Origin of the sequence: Flavobacterium arcticum, assembly GCF_003344925.1 — a bacterium.
Taxonomy (GTDB): Bacteria; Bacteroidota; Bacteroidia; order Flavobacteriales; family Flavobacteriaceae; genus Flavobacterium; species Flavobacterium arcticum.
In genome coordinates this window covers 2,615,214-2,632,597 of the sequence record NZ_CP031188.1, presented here as the reverse complement: position 1 = coordinate 2,632,597, position 17,384 = coordinate 2,615,214, and the positions used below count along the sequence as shown (strand labels likewise).

The window sequence follows — 17,384 nt, the reverse complement described above, 5'->3', positions numbered from 1 at the left end:
TTTAATTTTCTAAGATAAAAAAGAGTTGTAATAGCTTATAAGTAAAATCTATAGTAGTATCTCTTTTTATTGTTTGTTAGTGTATTGAGTTACTTTTGTTAAAGTATCAGTTTATGATAAAATCCAGTTTTTAATGAGTAGTTTTCCTTGTGGTGTTAGCACTGATTCAGGGTGAAACTGCACTCCTTTTACATCAAATAATGTATGGCGTAATGACATAATGTTACCCTTCCCGTCTAGCGATGTGGCTTCTAGCACAGCGGGCAAATCGGCAAGATTTACACTCCATGAGTGGTAACGTCCCACTTCTATTTCTTTCGGCATTCCTTCAAACATAATTTCATTATCTACTACAATAGTAATCTTGGTAGCTACCCCATGATATACTTCGGGTAGGTTTATGATCGACCCGCCAAACACTTCGGCAATGGCTTGCTGTCCTAAACATATGCCTAATATACTTTTGGTTCTGGCATAAGTACCTATAACTTTTTTTAATAAACCAGCTTCATCTGGTACACCTGGTCCAGGAGAAAGGAGTATTTTATCATAGTCGGCAACCTCATCAATGTCCAGTTCATCATTGCGTATTATGGTTACTTCGCAATCTAGTTCTACTAAGTAGTGCACAAGATTATACGTGAAACTATCGTAGTTATCGATGACAAGAATTTTTTTCATAATAGATGTAGAATAGTTACAAATGTAAAAAAACATTTTACCTCTACTGAGATTTATTACTGCTTAATAAAATACCCTCTACCGATGAGGTAGAGGGTATATTGAGATGTGAGTTATATCTGAAAATTAAAACTGTAGGTTTACAGTAAGTTCAAAATCGTCATATATCACTTTGTCACCTAGACCATCAAAAATACTACCTGAGTTGTACTCTATACCATACTTAGTTCTGTCTACTTTAAATTCAGTAGTAGCAGAGTTTTTAGCTACAGTAAGGTCAAAAGTTACGGGTTTTGTAATTCCTTTTATAGTAAGGTTTGCAATAACTGCATATTTGTTACCCCCTGTTGCTTTAACTGATGTAAAAACAAGTGTAGCTTCTTTGTGTGCATCTGTACCAAAAAAGTCGGTAGCTTTAAGGTGACCTTCAAGTTTTTCTTTTCCTTCACCTGCTTTAAGATCTGTTACTTCAATAGATGTCATATCTACAGTAAAGCTACCACCTGTAAGTTTACCGCTTTTAAAGTTAAGTACACCTTCTTTAAAGCTGATAACACCACTGTGTTCACCTGTTACTTTTTTACCTACCCATTCTACTTGGCTTTTAGAAGTGTTTATCTTCTTGTCTTGAGCTTTAGTAGTAATTGTACCTAAAGTTAGTACTAGCGCAATTGCAATTGTTTTTAGATTTTTCATTTTTCTTAATTATTAAAAGTTTGGTTATATATTAAATTGTTACAAATAATTCGTTTTCAGATTTTCTCACTTTTTTCATGTGCTGGAAAATATCATCTTCATGACGGTAACCTACAGTGGCTACTACGGCTGCATTAAGCCCCATTTCGTCAAGACCTAATATTTTATTAAACTCAGCTTTATCAAAACCTTCCATTGGGGTAGCATCTATTTTTAATACTGCAGCAGCTATAATAAGCGAATTCATGGCTAAATAAGCTTGTTTTGCTGTCCAGAATTTTTTATTGGCATCATCTAAAGCTCCAATAAAATTTTCCATCGAGTTTACAAACGGAGCTATATCTTGTTTTGTAATGCCTCTTGTTGCTATAATATTGTCAGTATAAGCATCTATATGTTTTTGTCCCACATTTACTTCATTAGCAAATACAAACAGGTGAGATGCATCAGTTACACCACCTTGATTATAAGCTACAGGTTTTAGTTTTTGGCGTACTTCTGGATCGTTTATAATAAATATCTTATAAGGCTGTATCCCCATAGAAGATACACTCAGTCTTACTGCTTCTTTAAGTGTTTTAAGATCTTCATTAGATACTTTTTTTTCGGTATCATATTTTTTTGTTGCATAGCGCCAGTTAAGATTTTCTATGTAGTTATTCATTTTTTATGTTTACTTTAAATTAATTCTCCTCTGTATTTTTCTAATAAGTTATTTAGTTGTTCTAGCTCTTCATTATTCAAGTTTTTTGAATAACTTATTTCATGTTTAAGTACTTTTGGGTCTAGCTCTTTTAGTAATGCCAGTCCTTTTTCGGTAATAGTAATGTCCATTTTTCGGCGGTTTTCACTACATACCTCGCGAGTTACAAGCTCCTTGTTTAGCAGTTTATCTACAAGCCGTGTTGTGTTGCTAGTAGGGGCTATCATTCTTTCTTGTATAACACACATATTAGCTGGTTTCCCTTTTTGTCCTCTTAGTATACGCAGTACATTAAACTGCTCTGGAGAAATCTCATAAGCTTTAAGTATCTCATTAAAACTATCGGCAACCATATTTTGTGTGTACATTATATTCAATATTGTCCTTTTGCCTATAGGTAAGGGAGTTACTGATTTTATTACATCTTCTATCTTCATAATTACATCTGCAAAATTTGTAGGTACAAATGTAATATCTTTAATTATTGTATATACAAATGTTAGGTTAAAAAAGTGTTAAACTTATTAAAACCATATTTTTTACCTTATTTTTAACCTGTTCTAAATTAAAAGGTAATGAAGGTTATATATAGTAAAATAGCAGTTTTTATAGCATTATTAGTAATGGTATCGTGTAAAAATGGAAATAATACAACAGTAGAGGAAGCGCCTGCGCCAAACCCTGTAAAAGTATATTCGGCTGATGATATTAGTGTTAAAGCTTATGAATATGATGGTTTAAAGTATTTTCTTAACAGGGATAATGATACAACATATGTGGTCAATTTTTGGGCTACTTGGTGTTTGCCTTGTGTAGAGGAGTTACCGCACTTTGAAAAACTGAATGCTGAATACAAAGATGAAAAAGTAAAGGTATTACTAGTAAGTCTTGATATGCGAAAAATGATAGAAAGTAAACTAATACCTTTTTTAAAAGAAAAAGAACTTAAAAGTGATGTAATTATCATGACAGATCCTGACTCTAACTCATGGATACCTAAAATAGATTCTACATGGAGTGGTGCTATACCTGCCACCATTATATATAATAAAGATAAACGTAAGTTTTATGAGCAATCATTTACTTATGAGGAGTTAGAAACAGAATTATTGAGCATTAAATAATAATAAATAGTAGTTTAAATTTTAAATAAAAAAGCAGAATATGAAAACAATTAAATTTTTTGGACTTTTTTTAACAGCAGGTTTACTAATGCTAAATGTTGCATGTAAGTCAGATAACTCAAAGAAAGAAGAGGTTGATACTACAGCAGAATCTGCTGAAGTGATGGAAGAGCCATCAGAAGAAGCTCTTACTGGGTATAAAATAGGAGATGTAGCAACAGATTTTAGTCTTAAAAATATAGATGGGAATAATGTGGCACTTAAAGATATGACAGATGCTAAAGGGTATATAGTGATATTTACCTGTAACCATTGCCCATATGCAGTAGCTTATGAAGATAGAATTATAGCGTTAGATAAGAAATATAAAGAGAAAGGTTATCCTGTTGTAGCAATAAATCCTAATAACCCTGAAAAGGCAAAAGACGATAGCTTTGAAAAAATGCAAGAAAGAGCTAAAGATAAAGGGTTTACATTTCCTTACCTTCTTGACGATGGACAAAAAATTTACCCACAATATGGTGCTACAAAAACACCTCATGTATATATACTACAAAAAACAGATAATGGTAATGTAGTAAAATATATAGGTACTATAGATGATAATTATGAAGACGAAAGTGCTGTAACGGTTAAGTATGTAGAAAATGCAGTAGACGCTCTGTTAGAAGGTAAAGATGTTCCTGTGAAAGAAACAAAAGCTATTGGTTGTTCTATAAAAGCATAATATCTTTGGGAAAAAGAAATTAATTATGAATTTATCAGAACAAGAATGGTGGGACAAAGCTCAGAAAGACAGTAATGCTGTTATACTTGACGTGCGCACCCAAGATGAATGGAATCGTGGTATTATACCTGGAGCTATAAATATAGATATCTATAAAGGTCAAGGGTTTATATATGCAGTAGAAGAATTAGATAAGACTAAGAATTACTATGTGTATTGTGCTGCCGGAGCTCGTAGTGGGCAGGCGTGTGGTATAATGAGTCAGCTTGGTTTTGAGACTACATATAACCTTGTTGGAGGTATATCGCAATGGGGAGGTCCTGTTACAATGCCTTAATAGTAAAGATCTACTATAACAAAGCATAAAAAAACAGCCGAAAGGCTGTTTTTTTTATGCTTTGTTATCTATTATATTAAAATTACATTTTTCTTAGTTTGTCAATATCTGATATTATTATTTTTTTACCTGATAAGGTTATAAGCCCACTTTTGTTAAACTCCGAAAGTAGTCGTATGCAACTCTCTGTTGCAGTACCTATCATACCAGCCAATTCTTCGCGCGACAGTTTAACATTAAGACTTTTATCTTCTTCATTTATACCAAATGTATCATGTAAGTAAAGTAATACTTCGGCAAGGCGTTGTTTTACCGATTTTTGCGCCATGGTTACTAAATGATCATCGGCATTTTTTAGATCACCACAAATAGTGCGCATCACATTCATAGAGAACTGATTATTTTCGTTAAAAAACTTAATTACTTCAGCTTTAGGTATAAAACAAACCTGCATATCATCGAGTGCAACCGCACTCAAGTTTACAGGCTCTTCGCTAATTAACGAACGTTGTCCTAATAGTTCTCCTTTAGAAATAAGTTTTACAATTTGTTCATTGCCGTTAGCACTAAGCTTTGTCATTTTACAAACCCCATCTTTAATGCAAAAAATGCCTTGTAAGTTTTCACCCTCACTAAAAACAGGTTCACCTTTTTTAATTGTATATAATGTTTTACAACTAGAAAGGTTTATTAACTCTTCTTTGTTCAAAGCTTTTAAGGAGCTGAATTGCCTCACGATACATTGTTCACATTTACTCATACCTCTTTACTTTAGAATGCAAATTTACTTATTTAATGTTATATACGATATTTAACCGTTATAATATTGATTGGTTTTATATTGCATACCTTTCTATCAAATATACATTTACTTATGTAGATGATAATAGTGTTAAAAATTATTATAAGTGTTTTATTTTTAAAGTATTCAGGTGTTTTAAACTTAATTTACCAAAACTTAGATTAGTATTTTATTTTAATATTATAGAGTTGTAATTATTATAAAACATATGTTTTAAGGTAATTAACGATAGTAGTATTTAGTATTATAGTATATAATAGAATTAAAAAAAGGCTTCCTGAAAATTTTCAGGAAGCCTTTTTTGTGGAGTCGCCGAGAATCGAACTCGGGTCCAAACAGGCAATTCAAGAGCTTTCTACATGCTTAGTTTCCAATTAGATTTTCGATAATATGCTAGGTCGGAAACAACCACATACTACTTAGCTTCTTTAGTTTCAAAACCCCTACAAAGCAAAAGGATTTCTAGGTTTACTTTTACGGTTCCCCTTAACAAAACGCCATAAACCAAGGCTTTTTAGGAGAATCTCGCTTTCCTACCTAGTAGGAACGAGGCTAATCGTACTATAAATTCGGATTATGCAGCTAGAGCGTAGTTATTTTCGCCGTTTAAAATTGTGAAACATTATTTACAGGATATGTTCCCGTTCCTGGCGTGCTTACCATTCAATTCGACCTGCTGTCAAAACCAGTCGACCCCAGTAAATAGTAAAACGATATAGTTCAAAAATAATATCATTTTACTAATGCTGCAAAGATAATGAAATAGTTTTTATGTTTCATTCAATTTCCCGTATATTTGATGCCATTATCAAAAACAATATTACGGTATTGTCAAAAGATTATACTATCTTTTACATAACCTGTAAAAACCCACCATTTACACCATATAGATAATGAAATTCGGTATTATAAAAGAACGAAAAAGCCCACCTGACAGAAGGGTGGTTTTTACACCTGAAAAGCTAGCAGCTATTGCAGAGAATTATCCTGATACGTTAGTAAAAGCTGAAGTGTCGGATATAAGAATATTTAAGGATGAAGAGTATATAGCAGCAGGTGTAAAGGTTGATGCCGATATGACTGATTGTGATGTGCTTATTGGTGTTAAAGAAGTGCCTGTTGAGGCGCTTATACCTAATAAAAAGTATTTCTTCTTTTCGCATACTATTAAAAAACAGCCTTATAATCAAAAGTTGCTACAAGCAATACTTGATAAAAATATTGAGCTATATGACCATGAAACAATAGTTGATGCAAAAAACAAACGACTTATTGGTTTTGGGCGCTATGCTGGTAATGTAGGAGCTTATAATACATTAAGAGCTTTTGGAGTAAAGTATGAATTATACAACTTGCCTAAAGCAGAAACATTACCCGATAGAGACACGCTAATAGTTAAACTAAAGCGTATGGTTTTACCTCCTGTAAAAATAGTACTTACAGGTAAAGGTAAAGTAGCGATGGGAGCTAAGGAGATGCTAGATGGTATGAAAATGAAGCAAGTAAATGTAAATGATTACCTTACTAAGAATTATGATGAGCCTGTATATGTACAACTAGATGTTTTAGATTATAACAGGCGTAAGGATGGCGAAGTAAAAAACAACATTGACTTCTATAATAACCCTGCCGAGTATGAGTCTAACTTTGAAAGATTTACTAAGGTGTCAGATATCTTTATTACAGGACATTTCTTTGGTAATGGTTCGCCAGATATATTAACTCGCGAAATGCTAAAAGCTAGTAGTAATAAAATAAAAGTTGTTGGCGATGTATCATGTGATATAGGAGGACCAATAGCTTGTACACTTCGGGCTTCTACCATTGCAGACCCTATATATGGTTATAATCCATCTACAAATGAAGAGATTGATTTTTATAACCCGTCAGCTATAGTAGTAATGGCAGTTGATAATTTACCTTGTGAATTGCCTCGTGATGCGAGTGTTGGTTTTGCCGAGATGTTTTATGATAAGGTAATCCCTGCATTTTTTAACGGAGATAAAGATGGTATTTTAGCGCGAGCCAAAATAACAGAAAACGGAAAACTTACCGAACGTTTTAAATACCTAAAAGGGTATGTTGAAGAAAAATAAATCTAATAAATAATACCTATATAATTTATTAGATTTACGATATTAATTATGTTTTAAATGAAAGCCTCTTTTTTTAAGAGGCTTTTCTACATATAAAATTTTAATCCGAGCCTTATTAAGTTTGTTTTTTCGATATCCTCAATGCAAACGTTTGAATATTGAATGTTATTGAAGATAACACTTTAAAACACTTCTTTTTTTTGCAGATTAATGAATTGCTATAAATGCGGATATGTGTATATTTATGAAATTTTTAAATCACATGAGAATTTCTTTTACATCACTATTGCTTTTATGCATTGGGTTTACATCTGCCCAATCGGTAAAGTCACCATCACAAGACATTGTTACCGAATTTAAGCTCGATCAATCGGGCAGTCCTTATTATTCAGTAACCTACAAAAATCAACCTGTTATAGCAAAAAGCTATTTAGGGCTTGATATTAAAAACGAACCCTCCCTTAGCGATAGTTTTACTATTATGGGAGTAAAATCAGCTTCGGTAAACGATAGCTGGAAACCAGTATTAGGCGAAGTAGCCGTTATACAAAATAAGTATAATCAGATGAGTGTTATGCTTCGTCAAGAAGGTACGGGAAGATTGCTCAATATTATTTTTAAAGCCTTTGACGAAGGTGTTGCATTTCGTTATGAGTTTCCTAAACAAGATAAATTAAACTATTTTGTTATTGCTGCCGAGAATACCGAGTTTAACCTTACAGGTGATCATAAAGCTTTTTGGATTCCTGGAGATTTCGATAGTCAGGAGTATGTGTATAATGAAACACTATTATCTGAAATAGATAATGATAAACTTAACCTTAATAATGGTATTGCTGTAAAATCGATAACAGATAAATATACCATACAGTCGCCGTTAATGATGAAGTCTAAAAATGGACTTTACATTAATATTTTTGAAGCTGCGGTAGTAAACTATCCTGTAATGCATTTAAATCTTGATGCTAAAACACACAAGCTCACATCGCAATTAGTGCCTAATGCTATAGGAGATATGGCTTACTTGCAAGCACCAGCAGTAACGCCTTGGCGTACTATAATGGTTAGCGATGATGCTCGCGATATTGTAGGACAAAAAATGATATTAAACCTTAACGAACCATCTAAAATAGATGATACTTCTTGGATAAAGCCAATGAAGTATGTAGGTATTTGGTGGGAAATGCACGTGGGCGTATCAACTTGGGATTATAGCGGTACACAGGATGCCTCTCAAAACAAGTTTGCAAAAAGAAAGCCACATGGCGCCACTACCGAAAATACTAAACGATATATAGATTTTGCTGCAAAACATGGTTTTGATGGAGTACTAGTAGAAGGTTGGAACACTGGTTGGGAAGATTGGTTTGGTAACTGGAAAGAAGAAGTGTTTGACTTTACTACGCCATATCCTGATTTTGATATTAAAGAAGTTACAGAATATGCCAAGAAGAAAGGTGTAAAAATGATAATGCACCATGAAACATCAGGTTCAGTAACTAACTATGAACGCAGGCTAGACAGGGCTTATAAATTCATGAAAGATTATGGTTACGGAGCTGTTAAGACAGGTTATGTGGGCAAAATAATACCTCGTGGTGAGTTTCATGATGGGCAGGCAATGGTAAATCATTTTAATTATGTGCCACAAAGAGCAGCAGAATATAAAATACTGATTAACTCGCACGAATCATCAAGACCTACAGGTGTGCATAGAACATGGCCCAATTATATAGCAGCCGAAGCAGCACGAGGTAATGAGTTTAATGGTTGGAGTTCAGGTAACCCACCGGCTCACGAAACAATATTACCTTTTACTCGCTTACTGGGTGGACCTATGGATTATACCCCTGGTATTTTTGAAGTAAAAATGAATGTGTATGACGCTACTAAAACAGAGCAAGTGCATACTACACTAGCTAAACAGTTAGCGTTATATGTAACCATGTACAGCCCGTTACAAATGGCTGCCGACCTGCCTGAAAATTATGAGAAATATCCTGATGCTTTTCAGTTTATTAAAGATGTAGCTGCCGATTGGGATGATACAAAAGTGCTAGAGGCAGAGCCAGGCGATTATCTTACCATTGCTCGTAAGGCAAAAGGCACTGAAAACTGGTTTTTAGGAGCTATAACTGATGAAAATGCCAGAAAAACAACACTTACACTAGACTTTCTTACTCCTGATCAGAAATACAAAGCGATTATTTACCAAGACGGTAAAAATGCCGATTGGAAAAATGATCCTATTAATTATGAAATTAAAACTATAAAAGTTACAGCTAAAACAAAGCTGAAACTTAATCTTGCACCAGGAGGTGGTACAGCCATTAGTATTGTACCTATACAATAAATCACACAATTCTATTCTAAATATTTATTCATCACATTAATTATTCATCACATTATGAGTACAAACCAAACAAAAACCAATTACCCAGCACTGTATACTCTTATCACGGTATTCTTTTTCTGGGGTTTTATTGGAGCATCAAACGGTGTTTTTATCCCATTTTGTAAAGCTAAATTTGGGCTTGATCAATTTCAGAGCCAACTTATAGACTTTGCTTTTTATGGAGCTTACTATATGGGAGCATTATTGCTATTTATATTTAGTACCCTTGTAAAAAAAGACATATTAAATTCTTGGGGTTTTAAAAAAGGTATCATTAATGGATTACTTATTAGTACATTAGGTGCTATACTAATGATTTTTGCTGTAAAATCAGGAGATTATTACCTTATACTAGGTGCGCTATTTATTGTAGCACTTGGTTTTTCTTTACAACAAACTTCTGCACAACCTTTTGCAGCCTCATTAGGAGAACCGCATACAGCGAGTAACAGGCTTAATCTTGCAGGAGGGGTTAACTCTTTTGGTACTACTATAGGTCCTATTGTTGTTTCATTAGCATTGTTTGGTGTTGCATCGGGTATTAATATTGAAGAATTTGCACAACGACCAGAATCTCTTGATATGATGGAGATACTTTACATCTTTGTAGGTGCATTATTCCTTATATCTGCAGGGTTATTCTTCTTTTCTAAAAAATTACCATCGGGTAAAATAGAATCGGTTTTTGAGCCAGCTAAAAAAGCAATGAATACACTTATTGCAATTACGGTTATACTTATCGCTATTTTTGGTTATATATTTTCTCGTTATGAAGATCCTGAATTTATAACCCGTTTTATAGAAAATAAAGAAAAAGACTTTCTAGGTCTTGGATTAACAATAGCTACTTTATTGGTAATAGTATTTGGATTACTTTTTGCTAATAGTGCTGCACAAAAAAAACCAGAAGGATGGGGTGCAATGCGTTACCCTCAATTAGTATTAGGTATGCTAGGTATCTTTACTTATGTAGGGGTAGAGGTAACGATACAAAGTAACTTAGGTGAACTTTTGGGTACACCTGAATTTGGCGAACTTACAGGATCGGCTATTGCTCCTTTTATATCAATGTATTGGGGTAGCCTTATGATAGGGCGTTGGGCAGGAGCTATAACGGTATTTAACCCAAGCAACTCTATGAAAAAAGTATTACTTATAGTAGTACCTTATATTGCCTTTGGTGTAGTACTATTGGCTAATTATGTTTCAGGTCAAGATATTACACCGTTATATGCTTATGCAGCAATAGTATTAATACAAATAGTTGGTTTCTTTATGGGGCAAGATCATCCTGCAAAAACATTGATGATTTTCGGATTATTAGGTATGACAGCTATGCTTATCGGTTTATTTACAACAGGAAATGTAGCTATATATGCCTTTATGAGTGGCGGATTATTTTGTAGTATTATGTGGCCTTCTATATTTTCGTTAGCTATTGTAGGTATTGGTAAATATACTTCTCAAGGATCTGCTCTCTTAGTAATGATGATTTTAGGAGGTGGTATTATTCCTCCATTACAAGGTAAGATTTCTGATATAATTGGTATTCACAGTTCTTATTTTATACCTGTACTTTGTTTTGCATACATTGCTTTTTACGGATGGTATGTAGTTAAAGTATTAAAAAAACAAGGTATCGCTGAAGAAGTAGAAATAGGTGGCGCTCACTAAAAAATATTTAGTTTCTATAATAATAAAACCGTCTCACAATCGTGAGGCGGTTTTTTATTACTTTAAAACGTAATATCTTTGATGAAAATAGGAATCATGAAAAAAGTACTAATCACGCTAAGTATAGTAACAATATTAACTGCTTGTAATAATAAAAAGCAGGATGCCACAGAGCCTGCTGTTATAGAGTTAAACGATACTACAGCGACTAATACCACAGAAGTAACTATACCTAGCAGCTCTAAGCATGCTGATGGTGAGGTTATAACTATTGAGGGTAGAGTAACCGAAATAATTAATGGTAAAGACGGTTATACTGCAAAAATACATACCCCATCAGGAGAAGTATATTCAGCTACTGTAAGCATCGCTAATATGGATGATCCTAAACAACAATATAAAACTGTAAAAATGGGTGAAGATATTACTGTAACAGGAGAGGTTGTAAATCTTGAAAGTGATGTGCTTATAAAAGTGACTGAGCTTAAAAAAAATACCTCAGAGCATAGAGCTCTGAAGTATGAAAAACATTAATTAAGCATGACTATTGCTCCAATCAATTTTTCTGGATACATACATAACCGCACCTAATATCAGGAATAGCCCGATGCTACCTACTAATAGGGCATAATTTTCTAATTGTATTATTACATATATAAAGGTGTATAAAGCACCCAATGATGTAGTAATTAGCAATGGGAATTTCTTGTTTTTCAGTATTGATAATGAGTAAAGTCCTATCATTACTATAACTGCTACGCCTGATATAGCATAGGCAAATTTGAAAGAGCTATGTTCTGTTACGGAAATCAACAGCGTATAGAACATAATAAGAGCAAGACCTATCATACTGTATTGAAAGATATGGATGTTTATTTTGCTAATGGTTTGTATCAGGAAAAAGACCAAAAAAGTAAGTCCGATAACAAGAAAGCCATATTTAGCTGCTCGTTCGCTTTGCTGATACTGGTTTACAGGGATTACAAAATCAACATCAAAACTATACTCGCTAAGGTTAGGCAGTTTACCAAAATGCTGTTGTACAAATGGTCGGTTAAGGAATGATATTTTCCATTCGGCAGTAAAACCACTATCAGTTATGTTTTTATTTTCGGGGATAAAATCGCCCTGAAATCCTGGTGAATTCCAGTTCGAAGTCATTTTTGCAGTAGTTTGTTTACCAATAGGTACTATTTTAATGTACTCACTACCATTGTAACTAATATCAAAGTTAAAGGGTATAGACTTAGTATTAAAAACTTCTTTTACATTAATAGATTTTGTTTCTAAAGCAGCATAAGAACCTTTAGTGAAACTACTATTATCAGCAGCTGGTTCAAAAATATATTTTTGCGAACCAATAGTCATGGCTACCTCTCCCTTAATACCTTTAATATTATTGGTTTCGATTATTACCGAAGCTTTATCCCACTGTATGTCTGCATCTGCAATACTTTCAGTACTAAAATCGGGCATAGTATAAACACCTTTAAAGTTCATTTTAGAGTTAAATAAAACCGACTTGTAATTGCTTCGGTTTCTTTCTTCGGTAGTTACATTGGCTATTGCATTAAGCTCATCTGGAAAAAAATAAGCATAGTTAGTATTTGCAGTTCGGTTTATGGTTACCTGCTTTGTTTTTTCGTCAGTAACTTTTGTTTCAGTATAGGAGGTGTAAGGCACTTTTAAAACAGGACCATAAAAGTAAACGCTGCCACCCCATTTTTGATTAATATCGATTATTACCTCTTTTTGCCTGTTAGAGCGTTCTAAAATAAGGTTCTTTACATATTGTAACGGTATAAGTAGTACGAGTGTTAGTAAACCTACCATTATAATTTTTGCGGTGGCAGATTGAAAGAAATTCTTTGGATTTTGACTAGTTTCCATAATAATTTGATGTTTGTTAATTGAAAAGAATGAATATATAGGCTATTGCAATAGGGATATTAATAAGTTGTATGGAGGCGTATTTTAAAATATCGGATTGATGATTTCTATAAACAAATGATAATATTACCAATATCAAGAGTATGACTAGGTTTACTATGAAAGCAATGATTACATAAAAGAAACCGATTATTAATAAGTTATTATTTTCATTGGTTATCATTTGAAAACCGAAAAGTATTGTGCCTATAACAAAGGAAGTAATAGCTGTCCATACAGGTAATTGTAATAATTCATTATAGTATTTTGGCGTTGTATTATTATAACTCATAGTTATCGGATTAAAAATGTGTCTTTGATTCTATCTAATGGTAAGTGAAGCATCTTGTAATGGTCTAAATCATAAAAGCGCAAGGCATTTTTACCCGCTTTATATTGGTTGCAAAAGTGCTTTATATCAAAAGGGTAGGCGAGTAACCCCACCAGCATTTCAGATAGTGTGTCGAAGCTCGCATCGCCATTACCAAACAAGTAGAAGTACATACCAAATTGTTCTTTTACTGAAGTGTCTTTCGTAATCAGGAGTCGATATATATCTTCTTTTTCCAGTATTGTACAGGGGTTAAAACCTTTTTTGAATAAGTATTGCCCTAAGTGAAATCCTAAGCTGTTGCTAGGGTAATCTATAAGCTCAATGGTGTTTACAGTTGTTCTTTTTTGTCGGAATAAGTTTTTCATGAGTATAGTATAGTTTTTAGATTGTTATTTCACTTTGAAATTCAAAGTAGATGTGTAAATTTTTTTACTTGTCAGCGGTGTAATATAAATGGAAGAGTAGGAGCAGAAAGCAACCAAAACCCAAAGTTATACCCAAAGGAGTAGTACTTGTAAAGCTTTGTAAGACATCATTAGTAAGTGTTAATGGCTTACTGAGTACATCCCAACTATTGTATCTGAGAAAGCGACCTAGATAGATACCAAACCCCGAAAGAAAACAAGTAATAGCAATACTAAACCACGCTACTAAAGGATTGGTTTTTATAGTAATTATGCTAAATATATGTTTCATAGATGCCAGCCCTGCGAGTATGCCCCCTGTGGAAAATGATATAAGCAACAGTACATCATACCAAATGGGTACTGTGCTTACTTTTTTTAGGTGGATGAAGTCGGTAATTATATAAGGAGCATTAGGTAGTAGTAACAACCAGCAGAGTAGTAATGGATAATAGTATATTCTCTTTTCCATCAGCTTTACATTATTAATCATTAGTAATGATACTAATAATGGTAGGTAGGCAAGAAATAGATTCCAAATCAAAAATGAATAGAACATAGAATGGGTTAATTTTGCTCTTACCAATAATAAAGCAGTACAAAACAAGGCAAGATAGAGTAGTGCATAGTGTTGCTTGAAGGTGTTTGTAAATGTCAGTCGTAGTGTTTTCATAATTAATTTATATTTATAAAAGTACTTTGAAATTCAAAGTTTAAATTCAAAAAAATATTAGTCTTTTTTTATTAGTTTTTCGAGTGCATCAATATGATCTTTAAAGGCTTTTCTTCCCGATTTTGTGGCTATATAGCGTGTGTTTGGTTTTTTGCCTATAAATTGTTTTTCTATCATAATATATTCTTCAGCTTCTAGTGCTTTTGCATGACTTGCTAAGTTACCATCGGTAACGCCCAGCAGTTCTTTAAGCGTAGTAAAATCGGCATACTCATTTACCATAAGTATACTCATGATACCTAGGCGTATGCGATGATCAAAAGCCTTGTTAATATGTTGCAGTATGTTTTTCACTACTTATCTTTTCGGTCATATTTAAAGTACATTACAGTACCATATACTATGTGGCATACTCCAAAACCTAATGCCCAAAATTCGAGCCCATAGCCCATAAATGCGGTAGCTAATAAGCCTATAATGATTATGGTAAGCCCTAAGTAGCGCACATCTCTCAATGTATATTTACTAGCGTTTACACAAGCTAATCCGTAAAAGATTAGTGTAATGGGCGATATAAGCCCGTAATACCTGTTTTTTATTAAGAGTAGTGCAAATATACCGCCTGTTACTAAAGGTATCAAGAAATTAACTAAAAGTCTTTTAGTTGTAGTATTCCATATTGTTTCACCTCGTTTTTTGGCTTTAACGGCAGTTAGTATATAAGCTGTAAGAACTGATAAAATTAAAACTCCTATAGCTATGGCTATAATAGCTTTAAAAGACTTACTCTCTATTATAATATATTGTCCATAGTTGAGGTTATAAATATACTTCCCAGCAGCAGCGCCTAGTAAAGCATAGATACCCGCCATGATACCCGAAAGCCCGCTAAGTGATAAAAACTGTGACGACTTGTCCATCATCATCCTGATGTCCTGTATGTCTTTTAGATAATCTTTGTCTGCCTCCATAGTAAAGTACTTTGAAATGCAAAGTAAAATTATTTTTATTGACGTACCAAATATTTATGCTATTATTTTTTGAGAAATAAAAAAAGGTGCATAGCGCACCTTTTTAAATAATATATATTGTTGTTATATTCTGAAAATTCCGCCAATTACTATTATTCTTTCAAAAAACATAAAATGTTGCGATGCACTATCATTACCAGAGTAGGTAGTACGTATATCATTCATATTAATATAACCACCTTTTAATTCTCCTTGGATAAAGAAGTGTTTGAAAAAAGTAATGTTCAACCCTGCTTTTGCCGAGAATCCGTAGCCAGAGATATGAAAGTCATCATGCCTGCGTTTACCCAGTACTTTAGCATTGGTTTTCGGGTATATTACGCCACCACCAATACCTTCGGTTATATTTACCTGTATTTTATCGGTATTTGCAATATACAAGTACTTAGATATATCATCTACTCTTGCAATTTCAAGGTTTATGTAATTAAGCCCATCAGTGTGTTCAAACGTAAGGAAATCTTCTGTAAGCTCTATCGGTTCGTTATTGTAGATTCGGTTATAGGAAGCTCCCGCTTCGCTGTCGGGTAGGTTTATATAGCCGTTTATACTTGCTATTTGGTTTTGTGTCATTACATATTTCATATGGTCAATACCAAAAGAAACATTATAATGATCGTTTATAAAGTAACCCACTCTCAAGTTGGTTTGTGGTATGGTCATCCTAGCAGGATTAATATAATCTGCATGCCAACCTTTCGGCTTGTCATGTGCAGCTACATCATGTAAAGTAAAGTTATAGCCGTCACCCTTAAAGTTAATATCAGATTTAGAATACGATTCTCGGTTTCCACCCCAATAAATATAAAATTTACCTTTATTATGTTCGGTGTATTTTTCTGCATTTATTGCCTCATCTTGGGCAATGGTGTACTGAGAAAAAAGACAAAAAGATAGTACAACCAATAAAAGAGGTTGTTTCACTGTGTATGTAATGAAATATTAAAATTGATTTACTGTTTTACGTATGGCTACAAGCTTTTGCATTAAGCCTTCAAAGTGGTCTAAGTGTAGCATGTTTGCTCCATCACTCTTAGCATTAGCAGGGTCAAAATGCGTTTCTATAAATATTCCATCTACGCCTACAGCAATACCTGCTTTGGCTACGGTTTCTATCATATCTGGTCGTCCTCCTGTAACACCTACAGTTTGGTTAGGCTGTTGTAGTGAGTGGGTTACATCTAGTACTGTAGTGGCAAACTGCTGCATGGTAGGGATGCCTCTGTAATCTACAATCATGTCTTGGTAGCCAAACATAGTACCTCTATCGGTCACCATTACATTCTCATTATTACAGTCTAATACTTTTTGTACAGCATGTTTCATGCTTTCAGGACTCATAAATTGTCCTTTTTTTAGGTTTACTATTTTACCCGTTTTAGCAGCAGCAGCTACAAGGTCAGTTTGGCGTACTAAGAAAGCAGGTATTTGCAGTACATCTACGTACTGTGCCGCCATAGCAGCATCTTCATTAGTATGAATATCTGTAACCGTAGGCACACCAAATGTTTTAGATACTTTTTCGAGTATTTTTAAGGCTTTTTCATCGCCAATTCCCGTAAAGCTATCTATACGAGAACGATTAGCCTTTTTAAACGAACCTTTAAACACATAAGGTATTTGCAATTTATCGGTAACGGTAACCAGTTTTTCGGCTATGCGCATAGCCATTTCTTCCCCTTCAATAGCACAAGGACCAGCAAGTAAAAAAAAGTTACCGCTATCTGTATGCTTGATTTGTGGTATATTATGTATGTTCATTGTTATGATTTAATTTG

The 17,384-nt window shown here is 33.7% G+C and carries 20 protein-coding genes and 1 other RNA gene; 7 read left to right on the top strand and 14 right to left on the bottom strand.

All coding sequences use genetic code 11. The annotated features are described in order from the left end of the window. Positions 1–111: 111 nt before the first annotated feature. From DVK85_RS11875 to DVK85_RS11860, 4 genes are all read right to left on the bottom strand, one after another. Positions 112–681, bottom strand: coding sequence for an anthranilate synthase component II (locus DVK85_RS11875; RefSeq protein ID WP_114678644.1), 570 nt, complete (start codon positions 679–681; stop codon positions 112–114). Positions 682–807: 126 nt separating this feature from the next. Further along, positions 808–1,377: a YceI family protein gene (locus DVK85_RS11870; protein ID WP_114678643.1), complete on the bottom strand. Its 570-nt coding sequence runs from the start codon at positions 1,375–1,377 to the stop codon at positions 808–810. A 31-nt stretch (positions 1,378–1,408) separates the two neighbouring features. Continuing rightward, positions 1,409–2,041, bottom strand: a complete 633-nt coding sequence (locus DVK85_RS11865; protein ID WP_114678642.1) for an NAD(P)H-dependent oxidoreductase — start codon at positions 2,039–2,041, stop codon at positions 1,409–1,411. A 14-nt stretch (positions 2,042–2,055) separates the two neighbouring features. Next, complete coding sequence (locus DVK85_RS11860; protein ID WP_114678641.1) at positions 2,056–2,517, bottom strand: MarR family winged helix-turn-helix transcriptional regulator; 462 nt, start codon at positions 2,515–2,517, stop codon at positions 2,056–2,058. 138 nt (positions 2,518–2,655) lie between these two features. Between DVK85_RS11860 and DVK85_RS11855 the strand changes: the two genes are divergently transcribed. Genes DVK85_RS11855 through DVK85_RS11845 form a run of 3 tightly spaced genes read left to right on the top strand, consistent with a single transcriptional unit; the run spans position 2,656 to position 4,268 of the window. Next, positions 2,656–3,204 (top strand): TlpA family protein disulfide reductase, encoded by a 549-nt coding sequence (locus DVK85_RS11855; RefSeq protein ID WP_114678640.1) that lies wholly within the window; start codon positions 2,656–2,658, stop codon positions 3,202–3,204. Positions 3,205–3,244: 40 nt separating this feature from the next. Then, complete coding sequence (locus tag DVK85_RS11850; protein WP_394338155.1) at positions 3,245–3,931, top strand: thioredoxin family protein; 687 nt, start codon at positions 3,245–3,247, stop codon at positions 3,929–3,931. Between the two features lie 25 nt (positions 3,932–3,956). Then, entirely contained in the window at positions 3,957–4,268 is a 312-nt protein-coding gene (locus DVK85_RS11845; RefSeq protein WP_114678639.1) for a rhodanese-like domain-containing protein, read from the top strand. Positions 4,269–4,350: 82 nt separating this feature from the next. On the opposite strand, the gene DVK85_RS11840 is transcribed toward DVK85_RS11845, so the two are convergent. Beyond that, positions 4,351–5,028 carry a Crp/Fnr family transcriptional regulator gene (locus tag DVK85_RS11840; RefSeq protein ID WP_114678638.1) on the bottom strand — a complete coding sequence of 226 codons (678 nt, stop codon included), beginning with the start codon at positions 5,026–5,028 and terminating at the stop codon, positions 4,351–4,353. Positions 5,029–5,371: 343 nt separating this feature from the next. Then, positions 5,372–5,767, bottom strand: a transfer-messenger RNA (tmRNA) gene (gene ssrA / locus DVK85_RS11830). Positions 5,768–5,963: 196 nt separating this feature from the next. On the opposite strand from ssrA, the gene DVK85_RS11825 reads away from it, so the two are divergent. From DVK85_RS11825 to DVK85_RS11810, 4 genes are all read left to right on the top strand, one after another. Further along, on the top strand, positions 5,964–7,166 hold the full coding sequence (locus tag DVK85_RS11825; protein ID WP_114678636.1) for an NAD(P)-dependent oxidoreductase: 1,203 nt from the start codon (positions 5,964–5,966) through the stop codon (positions 7,164–7,166). Between the two features lie 262 nt (positions 7,167–7,428). Continuing rightward, on the top strand, positions 7,429–9,519 hold the full coding sequence (locus DVK85_RS11820) for a glycoside hydrolase family 97 protein (RefSeq protein WP_114679060.1): 2,091 nt from the start codon (positions 7,429–7,431) through the stop codon (positions 9,517–9,519). Between the two features lie 54 nt (positions 9,520–9,573). Further along, positions 9,574–11,235 carry an MFS transporter gene (locus DVK85_RS11815; protein WP_114678635.1) on the top strand — a complete coding sequence of 554 codons (1,662 nt, stop codon included), beginning with the start codon at positions 9,574–9,576 and terminating at the stop codon, positions 11,233–11,235. 96 nt (positions 11,236–11,331) lie between these two features. Next, positions 11,332–11,769, top strand: coding sequence for a lipoprotein (locus DVK85_RS11810; RefSeq protein ID WP_127960589.1), 438 nt, complete (start codon positions 11,332–11,334; stop codon positions 11,767–11,769). On the opposite strand, the gene creD is transcribed toward DVK85_RS11810, so the two are convergent. The 8 genes from creD to kdsA all read right to left on the bottom strand — a co-directional run bounded on the left by creD (position 11,770) and on the right by kdsA (position 17,367). Beyond that, complete coding sequence (creD, locus tag DVK85_RS11805; protein WP_114678633.1) at positions 11,770–13,125, bottom strand: cell envelope integrity protein CreD; 1,356 nt, start codon at positions 13,123–13,125, stop codon at positions 11,770–11,772. Between the two features lie 16 nt (positions 13,126–13,141). Continuing rightward, complete coding sequence (locus DVK85_RS11800; RefSeq protein WP_114678632.1) at positions 13,142–13,456, bottom strand: hypothetical protein; 315 nt, start codon at positions 13,454–13,456, stop codon at positions 13,142–13,144. 2 nt (positions 13,457–13,458) lie between these two features. After that, positions 13,459–13,863 carry a hypothetical protein gene (locus DVK85_RS11795; RefSeq protein WP_114678631.1) on the bottom strand — a complete coding sequence of 135 codons (405 nt, stop codon included), beginning with the start codon at positions 13,861–13,863 and terminating at the stop codon, positions 13,459–13,461. 64 nt (positions 13,864–13,927) lie between these two features. Further along, a complete protein-coding gene (locus DVK85_RS11790; protein ID WP_114678630.1) occupies positions 13,928–14,575 on the bottom strand; it encodes a DUF1361 domain-containing protein in 648 nt (215 codons plus the stop codon). A 57-nt stretch (positions 14,576–14,632) separates the two neighbouring features. Then, positions 14,633–14,929: a winged helix-turn-helix domain-containing protein gene (locus DVK85_RS11785; protein ID WP_114678629.1), complete on the bottom strand. Its 297-nt coding sequence runs from the start codon at positions 14,927–14,929 to the stop codon at positions 14,633–14,635. After that, positions 14,929–15,546 (bottom strand): hypothetical protein, encoded by a 618-nt coding sequence (locus tag DVK85_RS11780; RefSeq protein WP_114678628.1) that lies wholly within the window; start codon positions 15,544–15,546, stop codon positions 14,929–14,931. Before DVK85_RS11780 ends, DVK85_RS11785 begins: the two co-directional genes overlap by 1 nt. Positions 15,547–15,669: 123 nt before the next feature. After that, entirely contained in the window at positions 15,670–16,530 is an 861-nt protein-coding gene (locus DVK85_RS11775) for a hypothetical protein (RefSeq protein WP_114678627.1), read from the bottom strand. A gap of 18 nt (positions 16,531–16,548) precedes the next feature. Then, positions 16,549–17,367, bottom strand: coding sequence for a 3-deoxy-8-phosphooctulonate synthase (gene kdsA / locus DVK85_RS11770; protein ID WP_114678626.1), 819 nt, complete (start codon positions 17,365–17,367; stop codon positions 16,549–16,551). Positions 17,368–17,384 lie beyond the last annotated feature (17 nt).